Consider the following 26,448-nt stretch of genomic DNA (forward strand, 5'->3'; position numbering starts at 1 on the left):
ACCCAAAATCATAGAAATTATTTATGTAGCATTACAATAAACCGTTTTGAATGGCATACTTTACCATTTCGGCGGCATTAGAAACATCCATTTTTTGCATTAAATTTCTGCGATGCGTTTCAACAGTTAATGGACTATTAAATAATTCTTCTGCAATATCATTAGTTTTTTTACCATCTGCTATTAATTGTAAAATATGTTTTTCTCTTCTTGTTAGTTGTGGCACCTCTACTATTTCTTGTGCCATTGATTCAGTAAGAATTTTTTGAACCTCGTTGCCATAATACACATTGTTACTGTGAACCTGTTTAATAGCTAAGCACAACTCATCAGCACTTGCGTTTTTTAACAAATACCCCTTAACCCCATTACGAATCATTTGGGTTATAATACTTGCTTCATTATATGTACTAAGCCCCAATATTTTTGATTGTGAGTTTTTTGCTAAAATCAATTTAGCCATATCTATTCCACTAATATCTGGAAGATTTACATCTAATAATATTACATCTACGGCATTACTATTTACATATTTTAGTGCCTCTTTGCCGGTGGTAAAATAGTTTTTTACACTGAGCGATTCAAACCCCTCTAGAAGTGTTTTTAAACCTTCGATAACCATAGGGTGGTCATCAATTATTACTATTTCAATTGGTTTATGCTGCATTAATGTTAAGATGTATGTTTACAGTAGTACCTTCATTCTTTATGCTATGAAAATCTAACTCTCCTTTTAAATAAGCAATACGTGTTTTTAAGTTTGAAAGACCCATGCCTTTTTGTTCTTTTTCTAAAACTTCTTTTGACATACCAACACCATTATCTTCTACTGTGATATCAATAGTGTTGCCTTCTCGAATAAACTGTATTAAAACCTCTGTTGCTTTAGCATGTTTGACTGCATTATTAATGAGCTCTTGTATTACCCTAAAAATAGTTACTTGATGATTCAAATCAATACCGTTTTCATCGCCATAAAATTGTGTTTCATGGAATCCCTGTTGATGATACTATTTATTCTCGACTCTATTGTTTGGATGTTGAAACAGGAACCCCATTATGGACATTAGATACCAGTTATGATACCATGTGGACACCTACTATAGTTGACAATGTTGTTTTTGGGGTGTACGAAAAAGCAAGTAGCTTCGCCTTTGCAAGAAACGGAAGACCATTTGCCGTAAATCTTAATGATGGTAGTCAAATTTGGTACAAAGAAAATATCTCAATTGATACTAGTCCGGTTTATGCCAACGGAAGATTATTTTTTCATGGTCACAATATTACTGGAACTACAGATACAGACAGCAATGTAGGCTTTTTTAGCATGAATGCTAGTACAGGAGAAATTTTATGGTTAAACAACTCCTTTAGGTATGATTATATAAGTACACCTATAGTTGTTGCTCAAAACGGAGTTTTTGGCCCTGGTTATTATCAAGGCAATTAAAATACAACCTGTTAAAAAAGTTTGAGTTAGTTTAATTTTAGTTGGTTGGGCCCCTATTTTGGGGCTTTTTTTACTTAAAAGCTTGTATGCCGGTAATATCTGCCCCCGTAATTAATAAATGAATATCATGCGTACCTTCATACGTTACCACACTTTCTAAATTCATCATATGGCGCATAATGCTATACTCTCCAGTAATGCCCATACCACCTAAAATTTGTCTTGCTTCCCGAGCTATTTTCAAAGCCATTTCAACATTGTTACGTTTGGCCATAGATATTTGAGCAGTGGTTGCTTTACCTTCATTTTTTAATTGTCCTAAACGATAGGCCAATAATTGAGCTTTCGTAATTTCAGTAATCATTTCAGCCAATTTCTTTTGCTGTAATTGAAAAGCAGCAATAGGTTTGCCAAATTGGGTTCGTTCTTTAGCATAGCGCAAAGCAGTATCATAACAGTCCATTGCGGCACCTATAGCTCCCCAGGCAATGCCATAACGTGCAGAATCTAAACAACCTAATGGTGCCCCTAAACCATTTTTACCAGGTAATAGATTTTCTTTAGGCACTTTAACGTCATCAAATATTAACTCTCCGGTTGCTGAAGCTCTAAGCGACCATTTGTTGTGGGTCTCAGGGGTAGAGAAACCTTCCATTCCTCTTTCTACAATTAAACCGTGTATTCTACCTTCTTCATTTTTAGCCCAAACCACGGCAATATCAGCAAAAGGAGCATTAGAAATCCAAAGTTTAGCTCCATTTAAGAGGTAATGGTCACCCATATCTTTAAACTTGGTTTCCATTCCGCCTGGGTTTGAACCATGATTAGGTTCTGTTAGCCCAAAAGAACCCATAAACTCACCACTGGCCAATTTGGGTAAATATTTTTTACGTTGGTCTTCTGTACCATACGCAAAAATGGGATACATCACCAATGATGATTGTACCGAAGCTGTTGAACGCACCCCACTATCTCCACGCTCAATTTCTTGCATTAGTAAACCATAACTTATTTGGTCTAAGCCTGCACCACCGTATGTTGATGGTATGTACGGACCAAACGCTCCAATTTCTGCTAAACCATTGATTATTTGCGAAGGAAATTCGGCCTTTTGGGCATAGTCTTCAATAATTGGAGAAACGGCTCTTTTTACCCAGTCTCTTGTAGCATTTCTTACCAACTTGTGTTCATCTGAGAGCAAGTCATCTAGCATATAATAATCGGGCGATTCAAATAAGTCTGGTTTCATTCAAAAGTATTTTCTCAAAGTTACTAACGTTTTACAACAATAGCTAGAGCTATTGTTACATTTTAAGGTAGAAGTCTTTGGTTAAATTGATATATTCTTGTGTATACACATGTCTTTCTTTTTCAATAACTAATTCTTTTATTTCTATTTCATTTTGGTTACGAGATAACTGTAATAAACTTCGTTTAACTGGGACTTTTTTGTTTCCTCGAACCCGGGTTATTCGATTAGGAAAAAGTTGAACATGCTTAGCCAATTCTAAAAAATGTCCTTCTTCTGAAAACGGAATAATTACAGCAAAACTTCCTTTTGAAGAAAGCAATTTGGCTGCACCAAACAACAAATGCTCAAATGGCAATGAACGCTCTTGTCTTGCCTTATCTCTTGGTGTGTTACCCGAAGAAACTTCTTCAGTAAAAAAGGGAGGATTTGCAATAAGCAAATCATATGTCTCGTCTATCTCTTGAAAAAATTCTTGAAAAGAAGCATGGTAGCAAAATAAACGGTCTGACCATTCTGAAGCTTCAAAATTTTCAACACATTGCTCAAAAGCATCGTTGTGCAACTCAACAGCATCAATAGTATCAACCCCAGAACGTTGCGCCATTTGTAAGGCTAACAAGCCAGTACCTGCTCCAATATCTAAAACACTTTCAATTCCATCTTGTATGTCTACCCAAGCTCCAAGAAGCACCCCATCTGTACCTACTTTCATGGCACACTTATCTTGTGTAATCGCAAACTGTTTAAATTGAAAAATTTTCATAAACTACCTGCTGGTCTCACCTCTTTGCCTTCTACACCTAATAAACTATCACCGAGTTCTTTTCTTTTCTCATCGGCCAATTCACTTATTTTAGCTACTACTTCCGGATGGTCTATTGCAAGATTTGTGGTTTCACTTGGGTCATTTTCCAAATCGTACAATTCAATCTCGGATAGCTTAATATTCCTATAGGTACCCGGCATACCATCTTTACCCGCTTTTTGACCTTTCATGGTTCTATACGTATGTGGAAAGTACATTTTCCAATTGCCATATCTCACCCCAAAAAGTTCGTTTACTCGATAGTAAAAGAAATAAGCTTCTTGAGGGCTTTCATCTTTAGCTCCTTTTAAAACACTCCACGCACTTGTACCATCAATTTTTTGATTAGGTAAAGTAGCACCTGTTATTTCTGCAATAGTTGGCAATAAGTCAATAGCCATTACTGGCGCGTTTCTTGTGGTTCCACTTGGAATACTATCAGGAAAAACGGCAATAAATGGTTCTCGCTGTCCACCCTCCCAGGCTGTACCCTTGCCTTCTCTAAATGGTTGTGCGCTACCAGCATGATTACCATAACTTAACCATGGACCATTATCAGAAGTAAATATCACTAAGGTGTTATCATCTATATGAGCTGCTTTTAGAGCACCAATTATTTGTCCCACTGACCAATCTAACTCCATTATTACATCACCATACAAACCTTTATTTGACTTTCCTTTAAACTTATTAGAAACATACAATGGTACATGCGGTTGTGGATGCGCTACATATAAAAAGAAAGGGTTTTCTTTATTTTTATAAATAAATTCTACACTTTTTAAAGTAATGTTAGTGGTTAATTGTGATTGATCTTGCAAAGTATCTATGACCTTTTCATTTTGATATAATGGAAGGTCATCGAAATTATAAATTGACCCTTGCTGTGGATGTTTTGGCCACATATCATTAGAATATGGAATACCATACCATTCATCAAAACCATGTTTGGTAGGTAAGAATTGAGGTGCATCTCCCAGATGCCATTTACCATATATTGCGGTTTTATAACCTAATGGTTTTAATAACTCTGGTAGTGTGGTTTCTTTAGAATTAATACCCACTTTTGAATTGGGCATAAAAGCATTATGTATACCAATACGGTTAGGGTAACAGCCCGTAAGTAAAGCTGCTCTAGAAGCTGAACAAACCGGTTGAGCTGCGTAAAAGTTAGTGAGTTTTACCCCTTCTAGCGCCATCTGGTCAAGATTTGGTGTGCTTATTTCACTGCCAAAAGCACCAACATCATTATAACCTTGATCATCAGTTAAAATAATAACAATATTTGGTGGTCTTGTTTCTGTTACATCTACAGGTTGCTTTTGCACTTGTTTACAACCCATAATACATAAACCAAAAAGGATATAAAAAATAGGTTTCATAATTCTATTTTTTGAAAGTATTTAAAGATAAGAGAAACCCCCCAAAGCGGAAAAACCTAGTTATCTAGATAAAGGTCTACTAAACCTTCAGGTGTTTGTACATGAATTGTTTTGGTTGTTCTGTCAACCTTTTTCACAATATCATCTGTAACGGGAATTAGTAACTCTTTATCATCTTTAATGGCTACAAAGAGTACTTGAGCAGAAGAGTCATTCACAGAATCAATAATACCAATATCACCATAGGTAGTATCTAACAGTGTGAAACCAACAACTTCATGAAAGTAGAATTGGTTTCCAGAAAGTTCTGGCAGCATTGTTAATGGTAAAAACACACCTTTACCTAAGATACTATCAGCCGTGGCTTCATCATCAACATCATCAAACTTTACCCGTAATAATGTTGATTTATGTAAACTGCTTTTATTAATCAAAAAAGGAACCAGATTTTTGCCTAATTCGACAAAAACTGATTCCAATTCTTCGTAAAGTTCGGGTTCATCGGTATCTAATTTAAGTAATACCTCACCACGAAAACTATATTTTGAAACGACTCTGCCCAGGTAGAAACAATCTTCCTTGCGCATTGTCTTATATTTTATTCTTTAGAAGCTTCTTCTTCGCTAGCTTCATCCTTCATTTCCTCAGCAGCAGGTGCTTCTTCTGGAACTTCCGGGGCTTGCTCAACAGCTTCAACCTCAGCACTTGCGTCTATAGCTTCAGGAGTTTCTGGAGTCACCTCTTCTTCAGCCTCCGGCTGCAGCGCCTTAGCTCTAGCTTCGTTAACTTCTTTCTCTGCAGCTAACGCTTTTGCTCTTTCATCTGCTTCTGCTTTAGAAAGTCCATCACGTTTAGCTTGTACTTTAGCCTCTTTATCTTCTACCCAAGCTACAAAACGCTTTTCAGCTTCTGCCTCATCAAAAGCACCTTTCTTAACACCATCTAATAAGTGTTTTTTCATTAAAACACCTTTATAGCTTAAAATAGCTCTTGCAGTATCTGTAGGTTGTGCTCCGTTGTGTAACCAACGAACAGCATCATCAACACTTAAATCAATTGAAGCAGGGTTGGTGTTTGGATTGTAAGTTCCTATCTTTTCTAAGAATTTACCGTCTCTTTTTGATCTTGAATCTGCAGCAACAATCCAATAAAATGGTTTTCCTTTTTTACCGTGGCGTTGCAATCTAATTTTTACTGGCATATCACATTAATTTGTAGGGTGCCCGACCCAGGTTATTAATTCTTTTAAATCTGCTTTTTATAAAAGCGGATGCAAATATACATTTAATTGCAGTATAACCATATTAAAATATAAAAAATTACAAGGTTTCCGTTGCTGAGTAGCTAGGAATTCTTGTACATTGGAAATATTAGAAAACCCAAGGCCAAATTCCTATACAATTGTTAATGACTATTAACATAAAATCTCAGCAACGTTAAATGCAATATAAACTATGTTAATTGCTTGATTACACGTTTAATATTATTAGTTTATAGGTAGAGTTATTGAGAGACAATAACCCCTAAAAACAAAAATGAAGATTGATAAAATGAAGAACTACACAATTGAAATGTCGAATAAATTAAATGAATTATTAGAACGTACTTATGACGCAGAAAAAGGCTATATAGAAGCTGCTGACAACGTAAATAACAAACAGATTAAAACCTTTTTTGAAAATAAAGCCAAACAACGATACAATTTTGGACACGAACTAAAAGCAGAAATAAAAGCTTTTGGCCAACAACCCGATAAAGGTGGCAGCGCAACAGGTTCACTTCATAGAAATTGGATGAATATTAAAAATCTATTGACAATGAATGAAGAGGAAGCCATGTTACAAGAAGTTGAAAGAGGCGAAAAAGCCGCCATGGATTCTTATGATGCTATTTTAAACGACAAGAATTTTATACTACCCCCATCAACTGAAAGCATATTAATGCGTCAAAAAAACGAAATAAAAGAAAATCTAAAATTTTCTGAGATTTACGAAAATGCTGTATCATAGCACATAATTGAAATAGGTTTTAGGGGTCGATTTTATCGACCCTTTTTTTATGGTTAATAACTCCTAAAAACTAGAATTTAAAAAATTGGTTGTTTTAGGTATTTTTATCCATTCCAATATAGTTTTATGTACCTGATTTTTGACACAGAAACCACGGGTTTACCTAAGAGCTACAAGGCTCCCATGACAGACACAAACAATTGGCCACGAGCAATACAAATTGCATGGCAATTGCATGATGATATGGGGAACTTGGTAGACCAACAAGACTATATTATTCAACCAGAAGGCTTTGACATACCTTTTGAGTCAGAGCAAATACATGGTATTTCTACCGCTTTAGCGCAACAAAATGGTGTTCCTTTAAACAAAGTGTTAGAAAAATTTAACGAAGCCCTTTCTAAAACAAAATTTGTTGTTGGTCAAAATGTTGGTTTCGACATCAATGTTATGGGTGCCGAATTTTATAGAGCTGGCATTACTCCAAAATACGACACCCTTAGATATCATGAGCTCAATTTAGAAACGTATAACTTTCAAACCAAACCAAATAACGAAGGTACTTGGGCTTTTGATGATTTAGCAGAAGTAGATAAGAACAAACTTGGCGTTTTAGATACCTGTACAGAACACACTGCAGAACTTTGTAAAATTCCTGGTGGCAGAGGGGGTAAATTTAAACTTCCGACCTTAACTGAGCTACATCAATTTTTATTTGGCGAACCCTTTGCAGAAGCGCATAATGCCACGGCAGACGTTGAGGCAACCACACGTTGCTTTTTAGAACTAGTACGCAAAAAACAGTATACCGCTGAACAACTCGATGTTCAACCAGACTATTTTCAAAAATTCTCTGAAGCCAACCCAAAAGAAATTCAGCTAATTGGGTTAAAACACATCAATCTAAGTAAGGCTTCAAAAAAAATTGCTGATGCGCTTTGGGCAGAAGATACCGATGATATTTCTGAAAAAGAACTTGAACAGAATATTCAAGATTTAGCAGCTATAGACTTTGTTCACCTTCATAACCATTCGCAATATTCGGTACTACAATCCACCATGAGCACCAAAGATTTGGTAAAACTGGCGGCAGATGCAAAAATGCCTGCAGTTGCCATTACAGACCATGGTAATATGATGGGAGCTTTTCATTTTGTAAAAGAAGTTAAAGCACACAACAAAGCGGTTAAGGCTCAAAACCAAGAGGCAATAACAAATGGAGAAGAACCTTTAGGAAAAGAAATTACACCAATTATAGGTTGTGAATTTTTTGTTTGTGAAGACCACACTAATAAATCGGTTAAAGACAACGGTTATCAAATTGTCTTATTGGCAAAGAATAAAAATGGCTATCAGAATTTAGCCAAAATGTCTTCAAAGGCATTCACAGATGGTTTCTATTATGTACCTCGTATAGATAAAAACGTAATTGAACAGTACAAAGAAGATGTAATAGCATTATCTGGAAATTTATATGGCGAAGTACCCAACAAAATCTTGAATGTTGGTGAAAATCAAGCAGAAGAAGCTTTATTATGGTGGAAAGCTACTTTTGGAGACGATTTCTATCTAGAAATCATGAGACACGGTCAAGATGATGAAGACCGCGTAAATAAGGTTTTACAACGATTTGCAAAAAACCACAATGTAAAATTAGTTGCCACCAATAATACTTATTATGGCACTAAAGACGAAGCTGAAGCACATGATATTCTCTTATGTGTAAAAGATGGTGAATTGGTTAATACCCCTATTGGTCGTGGTAGAGGGTATCGCTACGGGCTACCAAATCAGGAATATTACTTCAAATCTTCTGATGAAATGAAGTCCTTATTTAAAGACCTTCCCGAAGCTGTCTTAAATCTTCAAGAAATCGTTGATAAAGTAGAGGCTTTTGATTTAGCTAGAGACGTTTTACTTCCAAAATTTGATATTCCGGATGAATTTAAAGTCGCCGAAGATATAGAAGATGGTGGTAAACGCGGAGAAAACGCCTATCTAAGACATATTACTTACGAGGGCGCAAAGAAAAGATACGGTGAAATTACCCCAGAAATAACAGAGCGTATAGATTTTGAGTTAGCTACTATAGAAAATTCGGGTTATCCAGGCTATTTTTTGATTGTAGAAGACTTTATTCGCGAAGCAAGAAATATGGGCGTTTCAGTTGGGCCTGGTCGTGGTTCAGCAGCTGGTTCAGTAGTTGCCTATTGTTTAACCATTACCAATATAGATCCCATAAAATACGACTTACTTTTTGAGCGATTCTTAAATCCTGACCGTGTATCAATGCCTGATATTGATATTGATTTTGATGATGAAGGCCGCGGGCGCGTAATGGACTACGTAATTAATAAGTACGGTGCCAACCAAGTTGCACAAATTATTACTTACGGCACCATGGCTGCAAAGTCTTCTATTAGAGATACTGCTCGGGTGTTAGATCTATCTTTACCCCAGGCAGACCGCCTTGCAAAACTTATTCCTACTATGGGTAAGTTTAAAAAAATGTTTGGCGTAGAAGAAGCTAAACTTAAAAAGACGTTTCGCTCAGAAGAATTAGAAAAAGTATTAGAATTACGTGCTATTGCCGAAGAGCAAAGTGAAGAAAGTAGAACCGTTAACATGGCACGTATTTTAGAAGGCTCGGTTCGTAGTACTGGTATTCATGCTTGTGGTGTAATTATTACTCCAGATGACATTACCAATTTTGTACCTGTAGCCACCGCTAAAGACTCTGACCTTTATGTTACCCAATTTGATAACTCAGTAGTTGAAGATGCTGGCTTATTAAAAATGGATTTCTTAGGATTAAAAACGCTAACCTTAATTAAGGATACCGTTAAAATTGTTAAAGCAAGAACAGGAGTAGAACTAGTTCCAGATGAATTTCCGCTAGATGACCCTAATACGTATGCACTTTTCCAGCGTGGTGAAACCATAGGAATTTTTCAATACGAATCTCCTGGAATGCAAAAGCATATGAAAAGTCTTAAACCTACGGTTTTTGATGACTTAATTGCCATGAACGCGCTTTACAGGCCAGGTCCAATGGAATACATTCCGAGTTTTATTGCACGTAAACATGGAGAGGAAGAAATTACCTACGACCTTCCAGAAATGGAAGAGTTTTTAAAAGACACCTATGGTATTACCGTATACCAAGAACAGGTGATGCGTCTTTCTCAAAAACTAGCAAGCTTCTCTAAAGGTGATGCCGATGTTCTGCGTAAAGCCATGGGTAAAAAAATATTTGCTTTACTAGAAAAACTAAAGCCACAATTCTTAGATGGTGGCGAAAAAAACGGACATCCAAGAGAAATTCTAGAAAAAATCTGGAAAGATTGGGAGGCTTTTGCGTCCTATGCCTTTAACAAAAGTCATTCCACATGCTACGCTTATATTGCCTACCAAACGGCATATCTAAAAGCCCACTACCCTGCTGAATATATGGCTGCTGTACTTTCTAACAACATGAATGATATTAAGCAGGTAACCTTTTTTATGGAAGAGTGTAAGCGTATGGGCTTAGAAGTATTAGGGCCAGATGTTAATGAATCGTATTACAAATTTGCCGTAAACCAAGATAACGCTGTGCGTTTTGGTATGGGAGCCATAAAAGGGGTAGGTAGGTCTGCAGTTGAAGCCATTGTTGCAGAACGTGGAGAAAACGGTCCTTTCCGTTCTGTTTTTGATATGGCAAAACGTATAGATTTGCGCGCTGCCAATAAAAAAGCGTTTGAAAATTTAGCCTTAGCCGGTGGCTTTGACTCTTTTGAAAATACACACAGAGCACAGTACTTTCATCAAGAGGCAGACGGTATAAGTTTTTTAGAAAAAGTAATTAAATATGGTGCTAAATACCAAGACAACCAAAATTCTTCTCAGGTGAGCTTATTTGGAGACGCTAGCGAAGTTCAAATACCAGAACCCGTAGTTCCTCCTTGTGAAGATTGGGGAACTATGGAAAAATTGCGAAGAGAAAAAGAAGTGGTTGGTATTTACATTTCTGGGCATCCGTTAGATGATTTTAAAATTGAAATCGATTCGTTTTGCAACACCAAAATAGGCATCTTTAAGGCAGAATTAGAACCCTACGTAAACAGAGAGCTCACTTTTGCTGGTGTTATTACAGATATGCAACATCGGGTTTCAAAAAACGGAAAGGGCTGGGGACTTTTTACCGTAGAAGATTATACCGATTCTCATGAATTTCGAATTTTCGGAGAAGAATATTTAAAATTTCGTCACTTTTTACTAATCAACTCATTTGTTCACGTAAAAGTCTATGTGAGAGAAGGTTGGGTCAATAGAGAAACGGGTAAAAAAGGAGAACCAAGATTGCAGTTTAACGAATTTAAACAGTTACAAGACGTAATGGAGTCTAACGCCAAAAAGTTAACTATTAAGCTAAATATTGCCAATCTTCATGAAAACCGAATTTCAAATCTCAAAGCAGCTATTAATTCCCATAAAGGTAATCATACCTTAAATTTTGTGGTTTACGAGCAAGAAGAAAAAATAAAACTCAATCTATCTAGCCGAAAACAAAAGGTAAATATCACAACAGATTTATTGCAAACACTTAGCGAACAAGAGATTCTTTACAAATTGAATTAAATTAAGGTAGGGTTAATCTTACTGTAGTTGTTACATAGAAAACGAATAATTATAATAATACTTCTATGAAACATCTAAAGATTTTGTTACTTGCCTTATCTGTAGGTTTTGTTGCGTGCGAAACCGAAGATTTAGGCACAGCTCTTACTGAAGAAGGGCTAAACACCGAACTGTCAACGTCTATTAATCTCGAAGCTTCGGTAGAAGAAGCAGATGATGTCTTAGACGACATTGCATTATATTCTGGTTCTTATTTTGGGGTTTCCACATCTTATGCTAAAACAAGTAAAGATGATGATGATGACCACCATGGTGACTCTGGGTATTTTCAAAACTGCGCTGATATTGTAGTAGTTGAAGAAGAAAACGCAATCACAGTAACCATGACGTTTACTGGAGAATGTGAAGACAGAAATGGAAATGCTATTACCGGAACTTTAGTTAAGACCGAAACCTTTGCTGAAGGTAGCTCTGAAAACACCTTAACCATTACTGATTTTAACATTAACGGCTATGTTATAAATGGTGTAAAAACCTACTCTTGGACATCAGCCAACGAAAACGGAAATCCAGAAATGAGCGGTACTGTAGCCATTGAAGTTGAAACTGCTGAAGGCACTATAACCAAAACCGGTAATAGAACAGTTGAAATTACAGAAGGCGGTGATACCAGAACTTGGGTAGACAATACCAAAACCATTACAGGTTCTTACAGTTATGATGGTTTAGGTACGAGTTTTTCAATGGAAATTACCACACCATTAGTGAAGCCCGCTGCATGTAAATTTATAGTGTCTGGTGTAAAAACGTACACCACTGCTGAGGGTACAACCACCTTAGATTACGGTGATGGCACTTGTGATGGCTTTGCTGTAATGACACTACCCGATGGAACTACCGAAGAAGTTACTTTAGGCCGTAGACGCGGAGACCACGATAGAGGAGATAGAGATAATCATAGAGACGATGATGATGATGATGATGATGACGATGATAACGATGATGATGATGATGATGAAGATGATGAAGATGATGAAGATGAAGATGAAGATGATGATTCAAGTTTTACAGGCTGTGTATTAAAGACAAGCTGTGGAGAAATAGAATTTGACAACGTAACCGAATTAAGTGTAGAAGTTTCAGAAGAAAATGGTGTTTACACCATTGTAGTTACCAACACAGACGGCGAAGTTGTGTATAGTGAAGAGTGTGCAGAAGATGGTAATGCATCATTAGAGTGCTCTTCAGATTCAGATGGAGATTAGAAGTTCCCCCTATATATTTTAAAATTTTAAAAGGTCATCAGTAATGATGGCCTTTTATCATTCTAACTGATAGGATAATAGGCAAAAGCAATGTTAACACATGTAAGGTTTGGCACTTTTTTTGACTAATTTTGTGAACATAAATTAAATATCATGGCATTAGAAATAACAGATGCAACTTTTGAAGAAGTTGTTTTAAAAAGTGATAAACCAGTAATGGTAGATTTTTGGGCAGCTTGGTGCGGACCTTGTAGAATGGTAGGTCCTATCATTGAAGAAGTAAGCTCTGAATATGATGGCAAAGCCGTTGTTGGTAAAGTAGATGTAGACGCTAATCAGCAATTTGCTGCTAAATATGGTGTACGTAACATACCTACGGTATTATTATTTAAAGATGGTGAAATTGTGAGTCGCCAAGTAGGAGTTTCTCCTAAGAAAGTTTATACAGATGCAATAGAAGCTGCATTATAATATACGAATCAGTTAAGATTTATAGAAGGCCTGACATAAGTCAGGCCTTTTTCGTGTAAATTAGTTCTGATGAATATAAATTCAGAATTACAAAAAGCTGCTCTATTTCACAATTTAGAGCTATTGGCAACTCAAGTAGTTGAGGGTTTTATAAGTGGTATGCATAAAAGTCCGTTTCATGGTTTTTCTGCAGAGTTTGCCGAGCATAAAATCTACAATACAGGTGAAAGCACCAAGCATATAGACTGGAAGCTATTTGCGCGAACAGACAAGTTATACACCAAGCGCTACGAAGAAGAGACCAACCTACGTTGCCATATGATTGTGGACAATTCTAGCTCCATGCATTACCCAAAAGTCAAAAATTTATCACTACAAAACCTTAATAAAATTGGGTATGCCACTTTAGCCACTGCCGCCATAATGCAGATTCTCAAAAAACAACGAGATGCTGTTGGTTTAAGTATTTATGACAAGGAGAATGCTTTTTATGCAACGGAGAAAAGTAATGAACGTCATTTTCAAATGCTTTTACAGCAATTAAATTCTATTACCATTAGTAGCCCTGAAAAAAAAGAAACAAGAACTTACGGTTTTTTGCATGAAGTAGCCGAAAAAATTCATAGACGAAGTCTTGTATTTCTTTTTTCTGATATGTTTCAAACAGAAGTTGAAGAACAAAAATTATTTGAAGCATTAAGACATTTAAAATACAATAAACATGAAGTTGTACTTTTTCATTTATTAGATTATAATAGCGAAATAAATTTTGATTTCGACAACAATCCAAAACGCTTTGTTGATGTAGAATCTGGTCAGCATATCGACTTATATGCTGAAACTGTACAAGAAGCTTACAAGACAAAGGTCACCAACTATATTAAAGAATTAGAGCTAAGTTGTATGCGTTATAAGATTAAGTACGTGGGAGTTAACATACAAGATGACTTTGCTACAGTTTTAAACACCTTTTTAGCTGAGCGAAAAAAGTTTGCCTAAAGGCAAAAAAAATTTTGTTGGTACCAAAAAGTGAATGTATATTTGCCCTCGCTTTGAGAAAAGCAAACGAACAAGATTTGAATCTCGCTGTTGCAAGAGTCTTTATTAAGATAAAATCATTGGTCTGGTAGTTCAGTTGGTTAGAATACCTGCCTGTCACGCAGGGGGTCGCGGGTTCGAGTCCCGTCCAGACCGCAAAAATAAACCCTTTACAGAAATGTGAGGGGTTTTTTTATGTCAAATTTTAGCACCTCTTCTTAGGTGGAAGCTCCTTTTTAGTAAACAAGTTCACTTTTCAATACATTAAAACTCAGTGTGAATAACTATATTGTAGTTAGCTAATTTCTATCAATATTAGCTACACCCTTTAGTACGGCTACTATCAATTAATCTTTTAGAAAAAAGTAATGCGTAAAAATCTAATTCTGTTCACCCTTTTTGTTTTAGCAATCAATATTACTTTTTCGCAACAAGAAGAAACGTATGATTACTATTCACCAAACAGAAAAACAATCCAACGTGGAGTTCAGGCAGTTTTATGCTGCAATGGTTTATTCACATCAAACAGAACACTGGAACAAGTATATAATCAAGAATTAAAGTATCTTAAAGAACCTATTGGAACGGCAAAAGGCGGTGATTACTATATTGACTGGGATGGAAAAACAGTAACTATTGGAAGTGAGGAAAATTTCCCGATAATGAGAGCAGCTTATAGAGAAGGCATTGGTTGTATTATTTTAGCACCTAATCAAGATTTTAAAATAGTTAACGAACTTCCAATACAAAAGCTATCATCACTTTCTGGTGACCCTGCTAATATTCCGTGGCCCCAAGGAGATTTAATAAAGAAACAAAAACTACCTAAATACATTAATCCTAGTTTACTAACTGAAGCTTCAAATTGGTCATTTGAAAGAGATAACCCAGAGCAGCAGACACTGAGTCTTTTAGTTGTTCATAAAGGAGAAATTATTCATGAACGTTATGCTGACGGGGTTGATATCAGCACAAAAACCAGAACTTGGTCCACAGCTAAAAGTATTGCCGCTACATTAATTGGTATTTTAGTCGACCAAGAAAAAATGGAATTAGATAATCCTTTAGGTATAGAATGGTTGCCTAAAGAGCAAACTGAGAAAAATGACCCTCGTGCAGATATTACGCTAAGGCATGTTTTAAACATGTCTAGCGGTCTTTATACCGTAGATAGCAGGGGAATGGAATATGCCACAGGTTCAGGATTAGCATATTGGGCAGGTGCAAGCTCAGTAAATGGAGCAAGAAACAGAGGTCTTATTCGAAAACCAGGCACTTATTGGGATTATGAAAACTACGATACGTTATTGGCGGTATTAGCAATGAAAAATACCTTAGGTGATACAAAAACTTATTCTGAGTTCCCAAGAAAAGCTCTATTTGACAAAATTGGAATGCGCAACACTTTTGTGAGTACAGACAGATTTGGAGATTTTATCTTTAGTAGTCAGGTATATACCAATGCCCGAGACCTAGCTCGTTTTGGTATGCTTTACCAACAAAATGGTCTTTGGAATGGCGAAAGATTACTTTCAGAGGAATGGGTTGATTTTGTGAGAACCCCTGCCCCATCAACAGCTAATCGTGGTAATTTCTATGGAGGTCAATGGTGGTTAGTGCCAGATGACAGAAATGATATTCCTAAAGATGCGTATGCCACCGCAGGTAATCGTGGGCAATATGTGATTGTAGTACCTTCTCATGACTTAGTAATTGTTAGAAGAGGTCTAGATTATGGTAAACAAGGTTTTGATAGGTGGAATTTAACTAGAGAGGTATTAAAAGCTTTTCCAAAGGACTATACATCGACGAAAAAATAGCATATTAAAGTCTATGTTCACCTTACAAATCGAAGTATAAAATTAGTGCCTTTATCTTTTTCGCTTTCACATAGAAGTATACCGCCATTCATTTCTGTAAAGTCTTTTGCAATAATTAGTCCGAAACCTGTACCTTTTTCGCCTTTTGTTCCTAAACTAGTTTTAGGGCGTTCTTTTTGTTGGAGATTATCAAACCAATCAGCACTCATACCAACCCCAAAGTCTTGCACACCCAATTCAATTTGTTCCTCAATACATCTAGACCATAGAACTACTTTTTGTCCTTTTTGACTAAACTTTATAGCGTTTGAAGTTAGATTTCTAAGCACTACTAATAGCATATTTTTATCAATCTCTATAGCCTCACATTCTATGCGCAATTCAATAGAAATCTTTTTGTCTTCAGCCATTTTTTCAAATTCTTTTTCAATAGAAGAAAAAATAGAAGCTAGATTACAATTCTCCTTTTTTAAAGTAACACCTTCTAACTGCTTATAAGACCATTGTAAAAGACCATTTACCATAGTAATTTTATAAGAGATATCACTTTTTAATTTACTGGTGAACATTTTCATGTTTTCATTAGCAACATCACTTTCTATAATATCAATTATCTCACTTAGATTATTAAGCGGTGTTCTAACATCATGAGTTATTAAAGAGAATAATTTATTTTTAAGCTTATTTACTTTGAGTAATTCCTGGTTTTGCACTTCTAAAGTCTGCTTTGCAATCTGAAGGTTTTTTGTTTGTTTATCTACTTCGGTTTTTAAAACTTCATTTGCGGTAACCTGCATTTTAATATTCTCATCTTCTAAATATTTAAATTTAAATCCAATTAGAATTGAAAAGAGTATGAGTTGAAGGGTTATTAAAACTGAACAAATTAGCACCATTAAATCAGTATCTATTGGCAAATAATCTATAAATAACCATGTTGCAATATAAAGTAAACCTGCAATTAACAATGGGGTGTTTGCATACAAATAATAGGCATTAAACTTTCTTGTTTTAAACAGAAGAATGCCAGAAACTGTATTTACAATGGTAGCCAATAGGGCCGCAAATGCGGCAATCAATTCTAAAATACCATTTAACCAATCTATTTTAAAAAAAAGAATGTTTAACACACTAAAAATTGGCAGGCAAATTACAACGGTGATTAATAATTTATAAGAGACATGTAATCTTTTAAAATCTTCTTGCGCAATATTCAAATAATTGTGTGTAAACAGTAGCATGCCTAAGGTTGACAACATTGCTGTAGTTAAAGAGGCATTGTTTGCAAAATTAGCGAGGTCTTCACCCAGTGAACCTTGTACAAAAATGTAGAGACTCCAATGTAATGTTAACCCAAAAATAAGAACAGAATAATAGAGAAGTATTTTGTGTTTTAACACAAAATAAGAGAGCAAATGGTATATGCCAAATACACTAAAAATAGCTGCAAAAACAACAGTCGTAAAAAACCTTACTTCCAAAAAAAAATAGTTAAGTAGTCGAATTAGTTTAAGTTAGATATTAAAATTGAAATTCAATAATTTATTTATTCATAAAATAGCTCCCTCTAAGCATTCAATATAATATTTTACCCTAAGATAATACCTTAAATTAGAGATAGCCGTATTTTTAAAGCCTATACTTTCAAAATGACAAAACTATTTCAACTCGCTTTTTTGCTTTGTATTCTTATCGCAAATACTGCTGTAGCCCAAGATAAAATTCAGTCAGGACCTATGGTTGGGTATTCAACCATGAAAGAAGTACTGTTATGGGTTCAAACTACTGAAAAAGCAACTGTTTCCATTGAATATTTTGAAAAAGAAAATCCTGAACAGAGGTATACTACTAAAGCTATACAAACTACTTCGGAAAATGGATTTATAGCCAAATTAATTGCAGATAAGGTTTACCCAGGAAAAGAATATACCTATACCGTTTTTGTAGATGGAAACAAAATTGAAAGGGACTATCCCATGGAATTTCAAACCCAACAATTATGGCAATGGCGTACAGACCCACCAGAAATAGAATTCGCTATTGGTAGTTGTACCTATGTAAATGAACCCGAAATGGATAGACCAGGTAAACCTTATGGAAGCGATTACGAAATATTTGAAGCTATCTATAAAAAACAACCAGATTTTATGTTGTGGTTAGGAGATAACACCTATTTAAGAGAACCTGATTGGAATTCTAGAACAGGAATAATACACAGATACACACATACCCGTTCGTTAAAAGAAATGCAACCCCTATTAGCTTCAACTCATAATTATGCTATTTGGGATGACCACGATTTTGGTCCAAACAATGCTGATGGCAGTTTTTGGATGAAAAATACCTCATCAGAAATATTTAAACTCTTTTGGGGCAATCCGCATTATGATGTTTTAGATAATGGCGGAATCACAAGTAGTTTTACATGGGGAGATATTCAGTTCTTTTTATTAGACAATCGCTATTACAGAACCAGCAATCGAAATTATACCACTGAGCGGCAAATTTTGGGTAAGGCACAAATAGATTGGTTAATAAATGCATTAACAGCTAGTTATGCAAGCTTTAAATTCATTGTGATTGGTAATCAAGTAATAAGCACTGAGGCAGAACATGAAAATTATGCAACATTTCCTGTAGAACAACAGTATTTATTAAGAAGAATAAGAGAATCAAGAGTTGAAGGAGTACTATTTCTAGATGGTGACAGACACCATACAGGCTTAAGCAAAATGAAAGAAAGCAAATATGTATATCCATTATACGACCTTACTTGCTCTTCACTTACTGCTGGGGCAGCACCTAGCAAAGAAGAAGCTAATGTTTATAAACTTGAAGAAACTTTAGTAGGTGAACACAATTTTGGTTTACTTAAGGTTACAGGTCCTAGAAAGGAACGAGTATTAACAATCACCATAAATGACAAAGATGGCAAACAACTTTGGACAAAAGATATACCCGCAAGTGAATTAAAGTATTAATAGGAATTAGCTAGACCATAATTGTGGTACTATCCGTTTTTTTTATCCTTAGTTTGATAACGTATTCCTTCATCTATAAGGTTAATTTTAAATAGTCAATTTCTATTTTTAAAAGAACCCTTTAATTCTACTAATACTCAGCACGCTAAAATTCGGATTAAAGCATTTCAAGATATTTTAGATAAATTAAAAAGGGACTTTCACTATTAAACTAAATTTTGGAACCATAAAATAACTAATGTAAAGTACCTATTTTATTCCAAAACAAAAAAGCCAAGAATAAATTCCCAGCTTTCTCTTAAAGTACCTTGGGTGGGAATCGAACCCACACTCTCGAAAGAACTGGATTTTGAATCCAGCGCGTCTACCAATTCCGCCACCAAGGCAAAAAGGATTGCAAAGCTAAACAATAATTTTAATCTCAAAATCAAAAATTTGCATTAATCCTTTAGCAAGCCAGATTAATGTGTAAATTTGCAGCGCAAAAAAACTAGCTGCTGCTAATCGGCAGCTATTTCATTTTAAAATGGCATACCAAGTTCCAGAACCAAAAATATTCGCTTGTACGCAAAGCACAGCTTTGGGTGAAAAAATTGCAGCCGCCTATGGTGCTAACCTAGGTAATGTATTATTTTCTAGATATAGTGATGGTGAGTTTCAGCCTTCATTTGAAGAATCTATTAGGGGAGCTCGTATTTTTCTTATTGGTTCAACCAATCCAGGTCCTGAGAACTTAATGGAAATGTTGTTAATGATAGATGCTGCAAAAAGAGCATCTGCCAGACACATTACCGCAGTATTACCCTATTTTGGATGGGCAAGACAAGATAGAAAAGATAAACCTAGGGTTCCTATAGCTGCAAAGTTAGTCGCTAAAATGTTAGAAACTGCTGGCGCTACACGAATCATTACTATGGATTTGCATGCAGACCAAATACAAGGCTTCTTTGAAAAACCAGTTGACCATTTATTTGCATCAACCTTGTTCTTACCTTATTTAAAAGAATTAAAATTAGATAACCTTTGTATTGCTTCACCAGACATGGGTGGTTCAAAAAGAGCATATGCCTATTCTAAAGCGCTTCAAAGCGATGTGGTAATTTGCTACAAGCAAAGAGCAAAAGCCAATAAGATTTCTCACATGGAACTAATTGGTGATGTTACTGGTAAAAATGTGGTTTTAGTTGATGATATGGTTGACACAGCCGGCACATTAACTAAAGCAGCTGACCTAATGATGGAAAGAGGAGCTTTAAGCGTGCGAGCCATAACAACTCACGGTTTACTTTCTGGTAACGCTTATGAACGTATTGAAAAGTCTAAATTACAAGAACTAATCATTACAGATTCAATACCAACAAGAGATAATCACCCTAAGATTAAAGTATTAAGTTGTGCTAATTTATTTGCAGATGTTATGCATAGAGTTCACCATAATACTTCAATCTCGTCAAAATTTATAATGTAGCCTTCGACTACGTAATTAGAATAAGCTAATTACACTTCGATAAAAATTAAATAAATAATAAATAGATTATGAAATCAATTACGATCAAAGGATCCCAAAGAGAAAGCGTGGGCAAGGTAGCAACCAAAGCCTTACGTAATGCTGGAAAGGTCCCTTGCGTGTTATACGGAGGGGAAGAGCCAATGCATTTTTCAGCTAATGAACTAGCGTTCAAAGACTTGGTGTACACTCCAAACGCGTACACTGTAGTAATTGAATTAGAAAACGGCGAATCGTTCAAAGCGGTTTTACAAGACATTCAGTTTCACCCAGTAACTGACAAAATTTTACATATCGATTTTTTCCAGTTATTCGATGACAAAGCAATTACAATGAATATTCCTGTTCGTTTAGAAGGAAATTCTCCTGGGGTTAGAAACGGTGGTAGATTGTTGTTTAGAAAGCGTAAATTATCTGTAAAAGCGCTTCCTAACTTATTACCAGATGAAATTACCATTGATATTTCTAAATTAAAGATTGGTGGAAAAGTAGCTGTAGAGACCATCAAAACTGATGAATACACTATTATGCACCCAGACAACATTACTGTTGTACAGGTTAAAGCTTCTCGTAATGCTGTTACAGATGAAGACGAAGATGAAGATGAAGAAGGTGGTGAAGCTGCTGCAGAAGCACCAGCAGAAAGCTAGACCCTTTCAATTAGTAATAACCAAAAGCACTCTGAAACACTATCAGGGTGCTTTTGTATTTTTGGGTAAAACCATACACTTTGTTTCAATTTTTAAAATCTTTATTTTCTGAAGAAACCGCAGTTGTTTTAACAGAAACAGACCCTATGAAAAAATTTCTTTTAGTTGGACTTGGTAATATTGGTGATAAATACGAAAACACTAGACACAATATAGGTTTCAAAATTTTAGATCACCTAGCTAGTAACGAAGAACTTTCTTTTGAAAATGCAAAACTAGGAGCTATTTGTACGTTTAAATTTAAAGGAAGGTCGGCCCTTTGTCTTAAACCAGCTACCTACATGAATCTAAGCGGTAAGGCTGTACGTTATTGGATAGAAAAAGAACGTATTCCTTTAAATAACATTCTTGTAATCACTGATGACATAAATCTCCCTTTTGGTACTATACGAGTTAAAACTAAAGGTAGCGATGGCGGTCATAATGGTCTCAAAGACATTCAAAATCAATTGCAGACTACAAAGTATACAAGATTTAGGTTTGGCGTTGGTGCTGATTTTGGCAAAGGAAGACAGGTAGATTATGTGTTGGGTGAATGGAATGAAGAAGAAAATAAATTAATGCCTGAACGTTTAGACAAAGCCTCGGAAGTATTAAAATCTTTTATGTTCGCTGGTGTTAACAATACCATGAATAAATATAATGGTTCGTAAATTAAAACACTTTAAAATCATACATTCCTGAGTCTGAGGTATTACCCTGAGCATCTATAGTAATTACTTTCCAGTACACTATAGTATCAGAAGGCACACCTACCAAAGAGTAAGCAGTATCTAGCCCTGTATAAACTGCTGTGAGTTCTTCAGGCGTAGTTGTAGAAATTAATAACTCAAAAGAAATAATATCGTCTTCTACATCTGCACCAATCCAACGTAATACAATAGCATCAGTATCGTTCTTCTGAACCGTTTCACCTGATTTTGGTTCTAAAATTTGAGCAGGAAATGGCGCATAATTAACTTGGGCACCAGCATTATAGAACAACCTAGTTTCACTTGTTACAACTACTTCAGATGTGGTGTTAGTAGAAGTTATACTCCACGAAAATGGAGTACCCTTGGCAATACCTAAGGTAGCATTTAAAGAGGTTGTAGCAATAGTTTGCGGAATATTAGTGGAAAGATTTACCACATTTAAAGTATATAATTCTGTGTTTTCAGCAGCTTGCCATCTAAACGTAACTTCACTCAATTCATCTGAAATAGAAATACCTGTTGTACATTCAGAGTTTGCTTCTGGAAACACTAACTGTGAAGCTGTTGGCGGTATTGGTTCGGGCTCAGGGTCATTGTCATCTCCCTTTTTACAAGCTAGCACTGACACTAGTAAAAGCACCCATAAAAAACGAAACTGCTTCATCGTTTTAAAATTCTAAAGGTTTCCTGCAAACTATTTGCAGAAATAGTTATAAAATACAATCCCTGTGGTAATTCACGCATATCTACAGACACTCGACCACTGTTTGTAGAATTTCTTTTATTTAGAATAAGTTTTCCATCATAGGCAAACACCTTCATGGTGTAAGAACCTGTAAAATCATTTAAGAAAAGTGTTGCAAAATCTTGTGTTGGATTCGGAATTACAGTCATTCCTGAATTTATAGCAAAAGTTTTAGCAAACTCTCCTTGGCACGGTAAATTGGTATATACCCTTACAAAATTAGTTCCGTTGATAAGTTGTAAGGTAATATTACTTTCTCTGGTTTGGGTAACTACTCCATTAAGCTCAATATTGTACAAATCTCCTCCATTTAAGTCTAACGTTGTTGTAAAATTAACCTCATCTAATAAGCTATCAACATCGAGTTCATCTGGCTCTGCAACTACAATATCAAAACACTGTTCTTGATAAACAATATCATCATTAATTGCCGAAATACATAAGGTATAATTGCCTTGAGCTAAATTGCCAAATGTTTGCGTCTCATTAAAAGTTTCAGATAAGGTATCGGCTATACCACTCAAATTTGCGGTATATGTTAAGGTAGTATCTTGCGCTGAAATCATCAGTCGACCATCATTATTTGCTCTACACGATTCGCTTTGAACTTCTATCGAAAAATTATTTTGCGCAAAACGATACACCGCACATCCATCTGCAGTTACTTCAACACCTTTTGGAGTACCTAAACAAAGATCATCACCATCATCAAATACACCATCTTCATCTTCATCTGGCCTAAACAAACCTTCTACACAAAAAGTAATTGAAAAATCTACAAGACTACCGCCATCACCTGAAGCGGTATCATTTATTTCTAAAATCCAGGCTCCTTGAGTAGATTCTCCCTGAAAAGCTGACAAATTACCAACCGGCCTAACGATGCCGGTTACCGTTGGCGCTGTGGTTGCGCAATTTAATTCATCCCCATCATCATTGAAAACTGCACTAATATCATTAGAAGTACCGCAATTATTAGATAACAATACCACTTTTGTGCCTGATGGAGAAATGAGGCTTATAATTAAATCAGAAACAAAAGTGTGTTCTAAATCAATAGACAATTCTACGTCTTGTATGACTACATCTTGAAACACATTTATTACAGATTGATTTATTGAAGTTCCTGCATTTGGTATAGCTACTGGTAAATCATCTGCACCAAAAACTTTACACGAGATTTGTGATGTAGTTAAGCTAAATGGAGAACCAAAATTTCCTGAAGCACAGCTATTATTGGCTCGTACCCTCCAATAATAGACCGTTTCTGCTTCTAAATTTTGCGATTGGTAACTAGTTGTATTTATTGTTGCTGTTTCCACCACATTTGCAAACAATTCATCTGTTGCTATTTCTATGTCATAGTTGTCAGCATTTACCAAAGCATTCCATTGAAAAAGAGGATTTACCCCCGCGTTTACAGCCTCATTTGAGGGCAAAAGCAAGGATACATCTTCAATAGCATCATCATAAACATTTAAGGTAAAGGTAGTTGCAGCTGAAACTGCACCAGAAATAGCGTTAACCGTTATGGGATAACTTCCTACAGCTAGATTACTAATTTGGGTTAAATCAAGGGTAACGCTGCTACTGGGTGAAGAAATTGTAGAAGTTGACAGACTTGTAAACAATTCTGCCGGAGCTTCAACACTTAAATTAGATGTACCCGAAAATCCATTGAACGTTTCATAATCGAAATTAACACTTAAATCATCTGGCTTACAAACCGTATAACTTAGCGTTTCAAAACCTAAAACAATAGCTGTAGAAGTAATTTCAAAATTGGTAGCGTTTAAAGCATAAAAAATATTATCACTTGCTTTTATCATAATACGTGCGGCAGTTGTGGCTGCACTACCTGGTAATTGAACAGTTGCCGAACCTGAATTTAATACATTCTCTCCAAGGGTAAAAGGGTAGGTAAAACCACCATCAGTTGATAAAAAGACATCAACAAAATTTGCATTTATTGGACTCTGATTCGTTCCGGCAACATCCCAAGTGACCGTAATGGTGCTACCAGCCTCATGACTTGTTGTTTCAGCTTGTGATGTAACCACAAAAGGACCTGAACTACCAGTAACATTAATTTTTACTTCTTCTGAAGCTATTTGACCACCCCGAGCGGCATTGTCTCTTACGGTTAATCCAAAATTTAGTTCACGTTCAATGGTTGCTACCGTTTCCCATACTGAACCAGTTTCTGGCAAAATTTGGGTGAGTTCACCATTTAAAACTCTTGATAAACGAGGAAAATATCGTGTGGGATTTGTACTCGGTGGAATTGACCTAAAATTAGCGCCAACCGGATTTTCTGGTCCAAAAGATGTTCTTGTAACTACACCATTATCTAGCTGCTCCCAGCAATAGGTAAGTATATCTAATGGGTCTGTATCGGTAGCTGAAGCCGTAAGCATAAAAGCTGTTCCTTTTGGAATTATATAATCATTGTTTTCAATAATTACAGGAACACTGTTGCCCAAACCGGTATTTACAGAACAGGTCTGTGTTTGCACATATGTTGTAATCTGTTGTACACTGTAATAATGAAAATAATCGCTACCATTAGCAGCAACATTATTTCCTTCCACGATACCAGCGTAACCCATTATGGTAGTTCCACTAGCAGGTTCTGCTTGAACTCCTGTACCCTCACTGGTATGAGACCATGTGTGGTTGGCTCCAAATTGATGGCCTAATTCATGTGCCACATAGTCTAAATCATACAAGTCAGTTTCAGGAACCAAAGCAGAAGAAAAAGCGCTCCCCTTTTGACCGTCAGCACAAACAGACCCTATAAAACCAGCATTACCGTTATTATTATCTTCATGAAACAAGTGACCAACATCATAATTTGCTTCTCCGATTAGGGTAGTTAAGGTGTTTTGCACTTGACTATTTAAACTACTTGTATACGGGTCAGTAGAAGCATTTGTGAAAATAATTTCATCATTATTAGCTACGAGCTCTAAAGTTATACCTAAATCGGTTTCAAAGACTTCATTCACTCGTGTTATAGTCGCATTAATTGCAGCTAAAGCATCAGCCACTGTACCACCATGATATTGTGTGTATTCACCAGTAGCCGAAACAGCAATTCTATATTTACGTAAAGTCTGGTCATTGACTAATAGGCCAATATTCTCAAATTCTTTTGCGGTATGGTCATGTGTACCCTTATTGGTTGTACTGCATAAAAAAGAATGTTGATGTTGTTGTTTTTCGTGTAACGTATATTGTTGTGACAACTTATTCTCCTTTTCTATAAAAAGAGAGGTATTATTCTCAATATCTACAATCATAGCTTGTACCCCACGGTGAGAAAGGCTAAAACGTATCTTTTTAGACCTATCTGCAGACCACCCAACATACGATTTAATTTCAGGATATTTTTGAGCTAAGGTTGGATGTAAAACTGAATGTTCTTCAACCTCAAATTCTTCTAAAGCACCATTGAAAACAGGAAAGCTAACTTTAATCTGATTAGATTTCTCATCAGAAATGGCGTTGTTGAATGCCTCTTCATTAAGCGAATACATTTTTGCTTTGGCAGAAACAAGTTTTGATTTCTGTTGCAAACTACTCCAATAGCCTTTTTGAGCATTGGCATAAAAGAAACCAAAAAATATGGCTATTGAAAAAACAAGATGTAATTTAGCTCTCATCAAATATTGGGGGCCTAACAGTTCCTAAAAATA

The 26,448-nt window shown here is 35.8% G+C and carries 21 protein-coding genes and 2 tRNA genes; 12 read left to right on the plus strand and 11 right to left on the minus strand.

Going from position 1 to position 26,448, the window contains the following annotated elements; translation table 11 throughout:
* Nucleotides 1-31 precede the first annotated feature (31 nt).
* Entirely contained in the window at nt 32-667 is a 636-nt protein-coding gene (locus tag H5V42_RS06380) for a response regulator (protein ID WP_185782313.1), read from the minus strand.
* Nucleotides 657-953: a sensor histidine kinase gene (locus H5V42_RS06385; RefSeq protein ID WP_185782314.1), complete on the minus strand. Its 297-nt coding sequence runs from the start codon at nt 951-953 to the stop codon at nt 657-659. The genes H5V42_RS06380 and H5V42_RS06385 overlap by 11 nt, the downstream gene beginning before the upstream one ends.
* Nucleotides 954-982: 29 nt before the next feature.
* Here H5V42_RS06385 and H5V42_RS06390 point away from each other — a divergent pair, with 29 nt between their 5' ends.
* On the plus strand, nt 983-1,450 hold the full coding sequence (locus H5V42_RS06390) for an outer membrane protein assembly factor BamB family protein (RefSeq protein WP_185782315.1): 468 nt from the start codon (nt 983-985) through the stop codon (nt 1,448-1,450).
* Between the two features lie 70 nt (nt 1,451-1,520).
* On the opposite strand, the gene H5V42_RS06395 is transcribed toward H5V42_RS06390, so the two are convergent.
* Genes H5V42_RS06395 through H5V42_RS06415 form a run of 5 tightly spaced genes read right to left on the minus strand, consistent with a single transcriptional unit; the run spans nt 1,521 to nt 6,090 of the window.
* On the minus strand, nt 1,521-2,699 hold the full coding sequence (locus H5V42_RS06395; protein ID WP_185782316.1) for an acyl-CoA dehydrogenase family protein: 1,179 nt from the start codon (nt 2,697-2,699) through the stop codon (nt 1,521-1,523).
* A 55-nt stretch (nt 2,700-2,754) separates the two neighbouring features.
* Complete coding sequence (locus H5V42_RS06400) at nt 2,755-3,465, minus strand: tRNA1(Val) (adenine(37)-N6)-methyltransferase (RefSeq protein WP_185782317.1); 711 nt, start codon at nt 3,463-3,465, stop codon at nt 2,755-2,757.
* Nucleotides 3,462-4,889, minus strand: a complete 1,428-nt coding sequence (locus H5V42_RS06405; protein WP_185782318.1) for a sulfatase family protein — start codon at nt 4,887-4,889, stop codon at nt 3,462-3,464. The genes H5V42_RS06400 and H5V42_RS06405 overlap by 4 nt, the downstream gene beginning before the upstream one ends.
* 56 nt (nt 4,890-4,945) lie before the next feature.
* Nucleotides 4,946-5,476 (minus strand): ribosome maturation factor RimM, encoded by a 531-nt coding sequence (gene rimM / locus H5V42_RS06410; RefSeq protein WP_185782319.1) that lies wholly within the window; start codon nt 5,474-5,476, stop codon nt 4,946-4,948.
* A gap of 11 nt (nt 5,477-5,487) precedes the next feature.
* Nucleotides 5,488-6,090 (minus strand): 30S ribosomal protein S16, encoded by a 603-nt coding sequence (locus H5V42_RS06415; RefSeq protein ID WP_185782320.1) that lies wholly within the window; start codon nt 6,088-6,090, stop codon nt 5,488-5,490.
* Between the two features lie 334 nt (nt 6,091-6,424).
* Here H5V42_RS06415 and H5V42_RS06420 point away from each other — a divergent pair, with 334 nt between their 5' ends.
* The 7 genes from H5V42_RS06420 to H5V42_RS06450 all read left to right on the plus strand — a co-directional run bounded on the left by H5V42_RS06420 (nt 6,425) and on the right by H5V42_RS06450 (nt 16,112).
* On the plus strand, nt 6,425-6,898 hold the full coding sequence (locus tag H5V42_RS06420; RefSeq protein WP_241731855.1) for a ferritin-like domain-containing protein: 474 nt from the start codon (nt 6,425-6,427) through the stop codon (nt 6,896-6,898).
* 126 nt (nt 6,899-7,024) lie between these two features.
* A complete protein-coding gene (dnaE, locus tag H5V42_RS06425) occupies nt 7,025-11,518 on the plus strand; it encodes a DNA polymerase III subunit alpha (protein WP_185782321.1) in 4,494 nt (1,497 codons plus the stop codon).
* A 65-nt stretch (nt 11,519-11,583) separates the two neighbouring features.
* A complete protein-coding gene (locus H5V42_RS06430; protein ID WP_185782322.1) occupies nt 11,584-12,783 on the plus strand; it encodes a hypothetical protein in 1,200 nt (399 codons plus the stop codon).
* Nucleotides 12,784-12,936: 153 nt separating this feature from the next.
* Complete coding sequence (trxA, locus tag H5V42_RS06435) at nt 12,937-13,254, plus strand: thioredoxin (protein WP_185782323.1); 318 nt, start codon at nt 12,937-12,939, stop codon at nt 13,252-13,254.
* Between the two features lie 69 nt (nt 13,255-13,323).
* The gene (locus H5V42_RS06440; protein ID WP_185782324.1) at nt 13,324-14,253 is read left to right on the plus strand and encodes a DUF58 domain-containing protein; all 930 of its coding nucleotides are present in this window, start codon (nt 13,324-13,326) and stop codon (nt 14,251-14,253) included.
* Between the two features lie 121 nt (nt 14,254-14,374).
* Nucleotides 14,375-14,448: transfer RNA gene (locus H5V42_RS06445), tRNA-Asp, on the plus strand.
* A 212-nt stretch (nt 14,449-14,660) separates the two neighbouring features.
* Nucleotides 14,661-16,112, plus strand: a complete 1,452-nt coding sequence (locus H5V42_RS06450; protein ID WP_185782325.1) for a serine hydrolase domain-containing protein — start codon at nt 14,661-14,663, stop codon at nt 16,110-16,112.
* A gap of 17 nt (nt 16,113-16,129) precedes the next feature.
* Here H5V42_RS06450 and H5V42_RS06455 read toward each other — a convergent pair whose 3' ends face one another.
* Nucleotides 16,130-17,593 (minus strand): sensor histidine kinase, encoded by a 1,464-nt coding sequence (locus tag H5V42_RS06455; RefSeq protein WP_185782326.1) that lies wholly within the window; start codon nt 17,591-17,593, stop codon nt 16,130-16,132.
* Between the two features lie 168 nt (nt 17,594-17,761).
* Here H5V42_RS06455 and H5V42_RS06460 point away from each other — a divergent pair, with 168 nt between their 5' ends.
* Nucleotides 17,762-19,093 (plus strand): alkaline phosphatase D family protein, encoded by a 1,332-nt coding sequence (locus tag H5V42_RS06460; RefSeq protein ID WP_185782327.1) that lies wholly within the window; start codon nt 17,762-17,764, stop codon nt 19,091-19,093.
* Nucleotides 19,094-19,397: 304 nt separating this feature from the next.
* On the opposite strand, the gene H5V42_RS06465 is transcribed toward H5V42_RS06460, so the two are convergent.
* Nucleotides 19,398-19,479: transfer RNA gene (locus H5V42_RS06465), tRNA-Leu, on the minus strand.
* 140 nt (nt 19,480-19,619) lie between these two features.
* Between H5V42_RS06465 and H5V42_RS06470 the strand changes: the two genes are divergently transcribed.
* From H5V42_RS06470 to pth, 3 genes are all read left to right on the plus strand, one after another.
* Nucleotides 19,620-20,561 carry a ribose-phosphate pyrophosphokinase gene (locus H5V42_RS06470; protein WP_185782328.1) on the plus strand — a complete coding sequence of 314 codons (942 nt, stop codon included), beginning with the start codon at nt 19,620-19,622 and terminating at the stop codon, nt 20,559-20,561.
* 68 nt (nt 20,562-20,629) lie between these two features.
* A complete protein-coding gene (locus tag H5V42_RS06475; RefSeq protein ID WP_185782329.1) occupies nt 20,630-21,250 on the plus strand; it encodes a 50S ribosomal protein L25/general stress protein Ctc in 621 nt (206 codons plus the stop codon).
* 80 nt (nt 21,251-21,330) lie between these two features.
* The gene (gene pth / locus H5V42_RS06480; RefSeq protein ID WP_185782330.1) at nt 21,331-21,963 is read left to right on the plus strand and encodes an aminoacyl-tRNA hydrolase; all 633 of its coding nucleotides are present in this window, start codon (nt 21,331-21,333) and stop codon (nt 21,961-21,963) included.
* 1 nt (nt 21,964) lies between these two features.
* Here pth and H5V42_RS06485 read toward each other — a convergent pair whose 3' ends face one another.
* Together H5V42_RS06485 and H5V42_RS06490 are read right to left on the minus strand one after the other, a co-directional pair.
* Nucleotides 21,965-22,669, minus strand: coding sequence for a hypothetical protein (locus H5V42_RS06485; RefSeq protein ID WP_185782331.1), 705 nt, complete (start codon nt 22,667-22,669; stop codon nt 21,965-21,967).
* Entirely contained in the window at nt 22,666-26,415 is a 3,750-nt protein-coding gene (locus H5V42_RS06490; protein WP_185782332.1) for a reprolysin-like metallopeptidase, read from the minus strand. Before H5V42_RS06490 ends, H5V42_RS06485 begins: the two co-directional genes overlap by 4 nt.
* Between the last annotated feature and the right edge of the window lie 33 nt (nt 26,416-26,448).

The organism is Croceivirga lutea (genome assembly GCF_014235875.1).
Classification (GTDB): Bacteria; Bacteroidota; Bacteroidia; order Flavobacteriales; family Flavobacteriaceae; genus Croceivirga; species Croceivirga lutea.

Excerpts from the sequence above, each read along its gene's own strand:
- H5V42_RS06440 (WP_185782324.1), top strand. The coding sequence starts at position 13,324 with ATGAATATAAATTCAGAATTACAAAAAGCTGCTCTATTTCACAATTTA.
- H5V42_RS06380 (WP_185782313.1), bottom strand. The coding sequence starts at position 667 with ATGCAGCATAAACCAATTGAAATAGTAATAATTGATGACCACCCTATG.
- rimM (WP_185782319.1), bottom strand. The coding sequence starts at position 5,476 with ATGCGCAAGGAAGATTGTTTCTACCTGGGCAGAGTCGTTTCAAAATAT.
- H5V42_RS06490 (WP_185782332.1), bottom strand. The coding sequence starts at position 26,415 with ATGAGAGCTAAATTACATCTTGTTTTTTCAATAGCCATATTTTTTGGT.
- dnaE (WP_185782321.1), top strand. The coding sequence starts at position 7,025 with ATGTACCTGATTTTTGACACAGAAACCACGGGTTTACCTAAGAGCTAC.
- H5V42_RS06470 (WP_185782328.1), top strand. The coding sequence starts at position 19,620 with ATGGCATACCAAGTTCCAGAACCAAAAATATTCGCTTGTACGCAAAGC.
- trxA (WP_185782323.1), top strand. The coding sequence starts at position 12,937 with ATGGCATTAGAAATAACAGATGCAACTTTTGAAGAAGTTGTTTTAAAA.
- H5V42_RS06395 (WP_185782316.1), bottom strand. The coding sequence starts at position 2,699 with ATGAAACCAGACTTATTTGAATCGCCCGATTATTATATGCTAGATGAC.
- H5V42_RS06420 (WP_241731855.1), top strand. The coding sequence starts at position 6,425 with ATGAAGATTGATAAAATGAAGAACTACACAATTGAAATGTCGAATAAA.
- H5V42_RS06475 (WP_185782329.1), top strand. The coding sequence starts at position 20,630 with ATGAAATCAATTACGATCAAAGGATCCCAAAGAGAAAGCGTGGGCAAG.
- H5V42_RS06415 (WP_185782320.1), bottom strand. The coding sequence starts at position 6,090 with ATGCCAGTAAAAATTAGATTGCAACGCCACGGTAAAAAAGGAAAACCA.
- H5V42_RS06430 (WP_185782322.1), top strand. The coding sequence starts at position 11,584 with ATGAAACATCTAAAGATTTTGTTACTTGCCTTATCTGTAGGTTTTGTT.
- H5V42_RS06485 (WP_185782331.1), bottom strand. The coding sequence starts at position 22,669 with ATGAAGCAGTTTCGTTTTTTATGGGTGCTTTTACTAGTGTCAGTGCTA.
- H5V42_RS06400 (WP_185782317.1), bottom strand. The coding sequence starts at position 3,465 with ATGAAAATTTTTCAATTTAAACAGTTTGCGATTACACAAGATAAGTGT.
- H5V42_RS06450 (WP_185782325.1), top strand. The coding sequence starts at position 14,661 with ATGCGTAAAAATCTAATTCTGTTCACCCTTTTTGTTTTAGCAATCAAT.
- H5V42_RS06405 (WP_185782318.1), bottom strand. The coding sequence starts at position 4,889 with ATGAAACCTATTTTTTATATCCTTTTTGGTTTATGTATTATGGGTTGT.
- H5V42_RS06460 (WP_185782327.1), top strand. The coding sequence starts at position 17,762 with ATGACAAAACTATTTCAACTCGCTTTTTTGCTTTGTATTCTTATCGCA.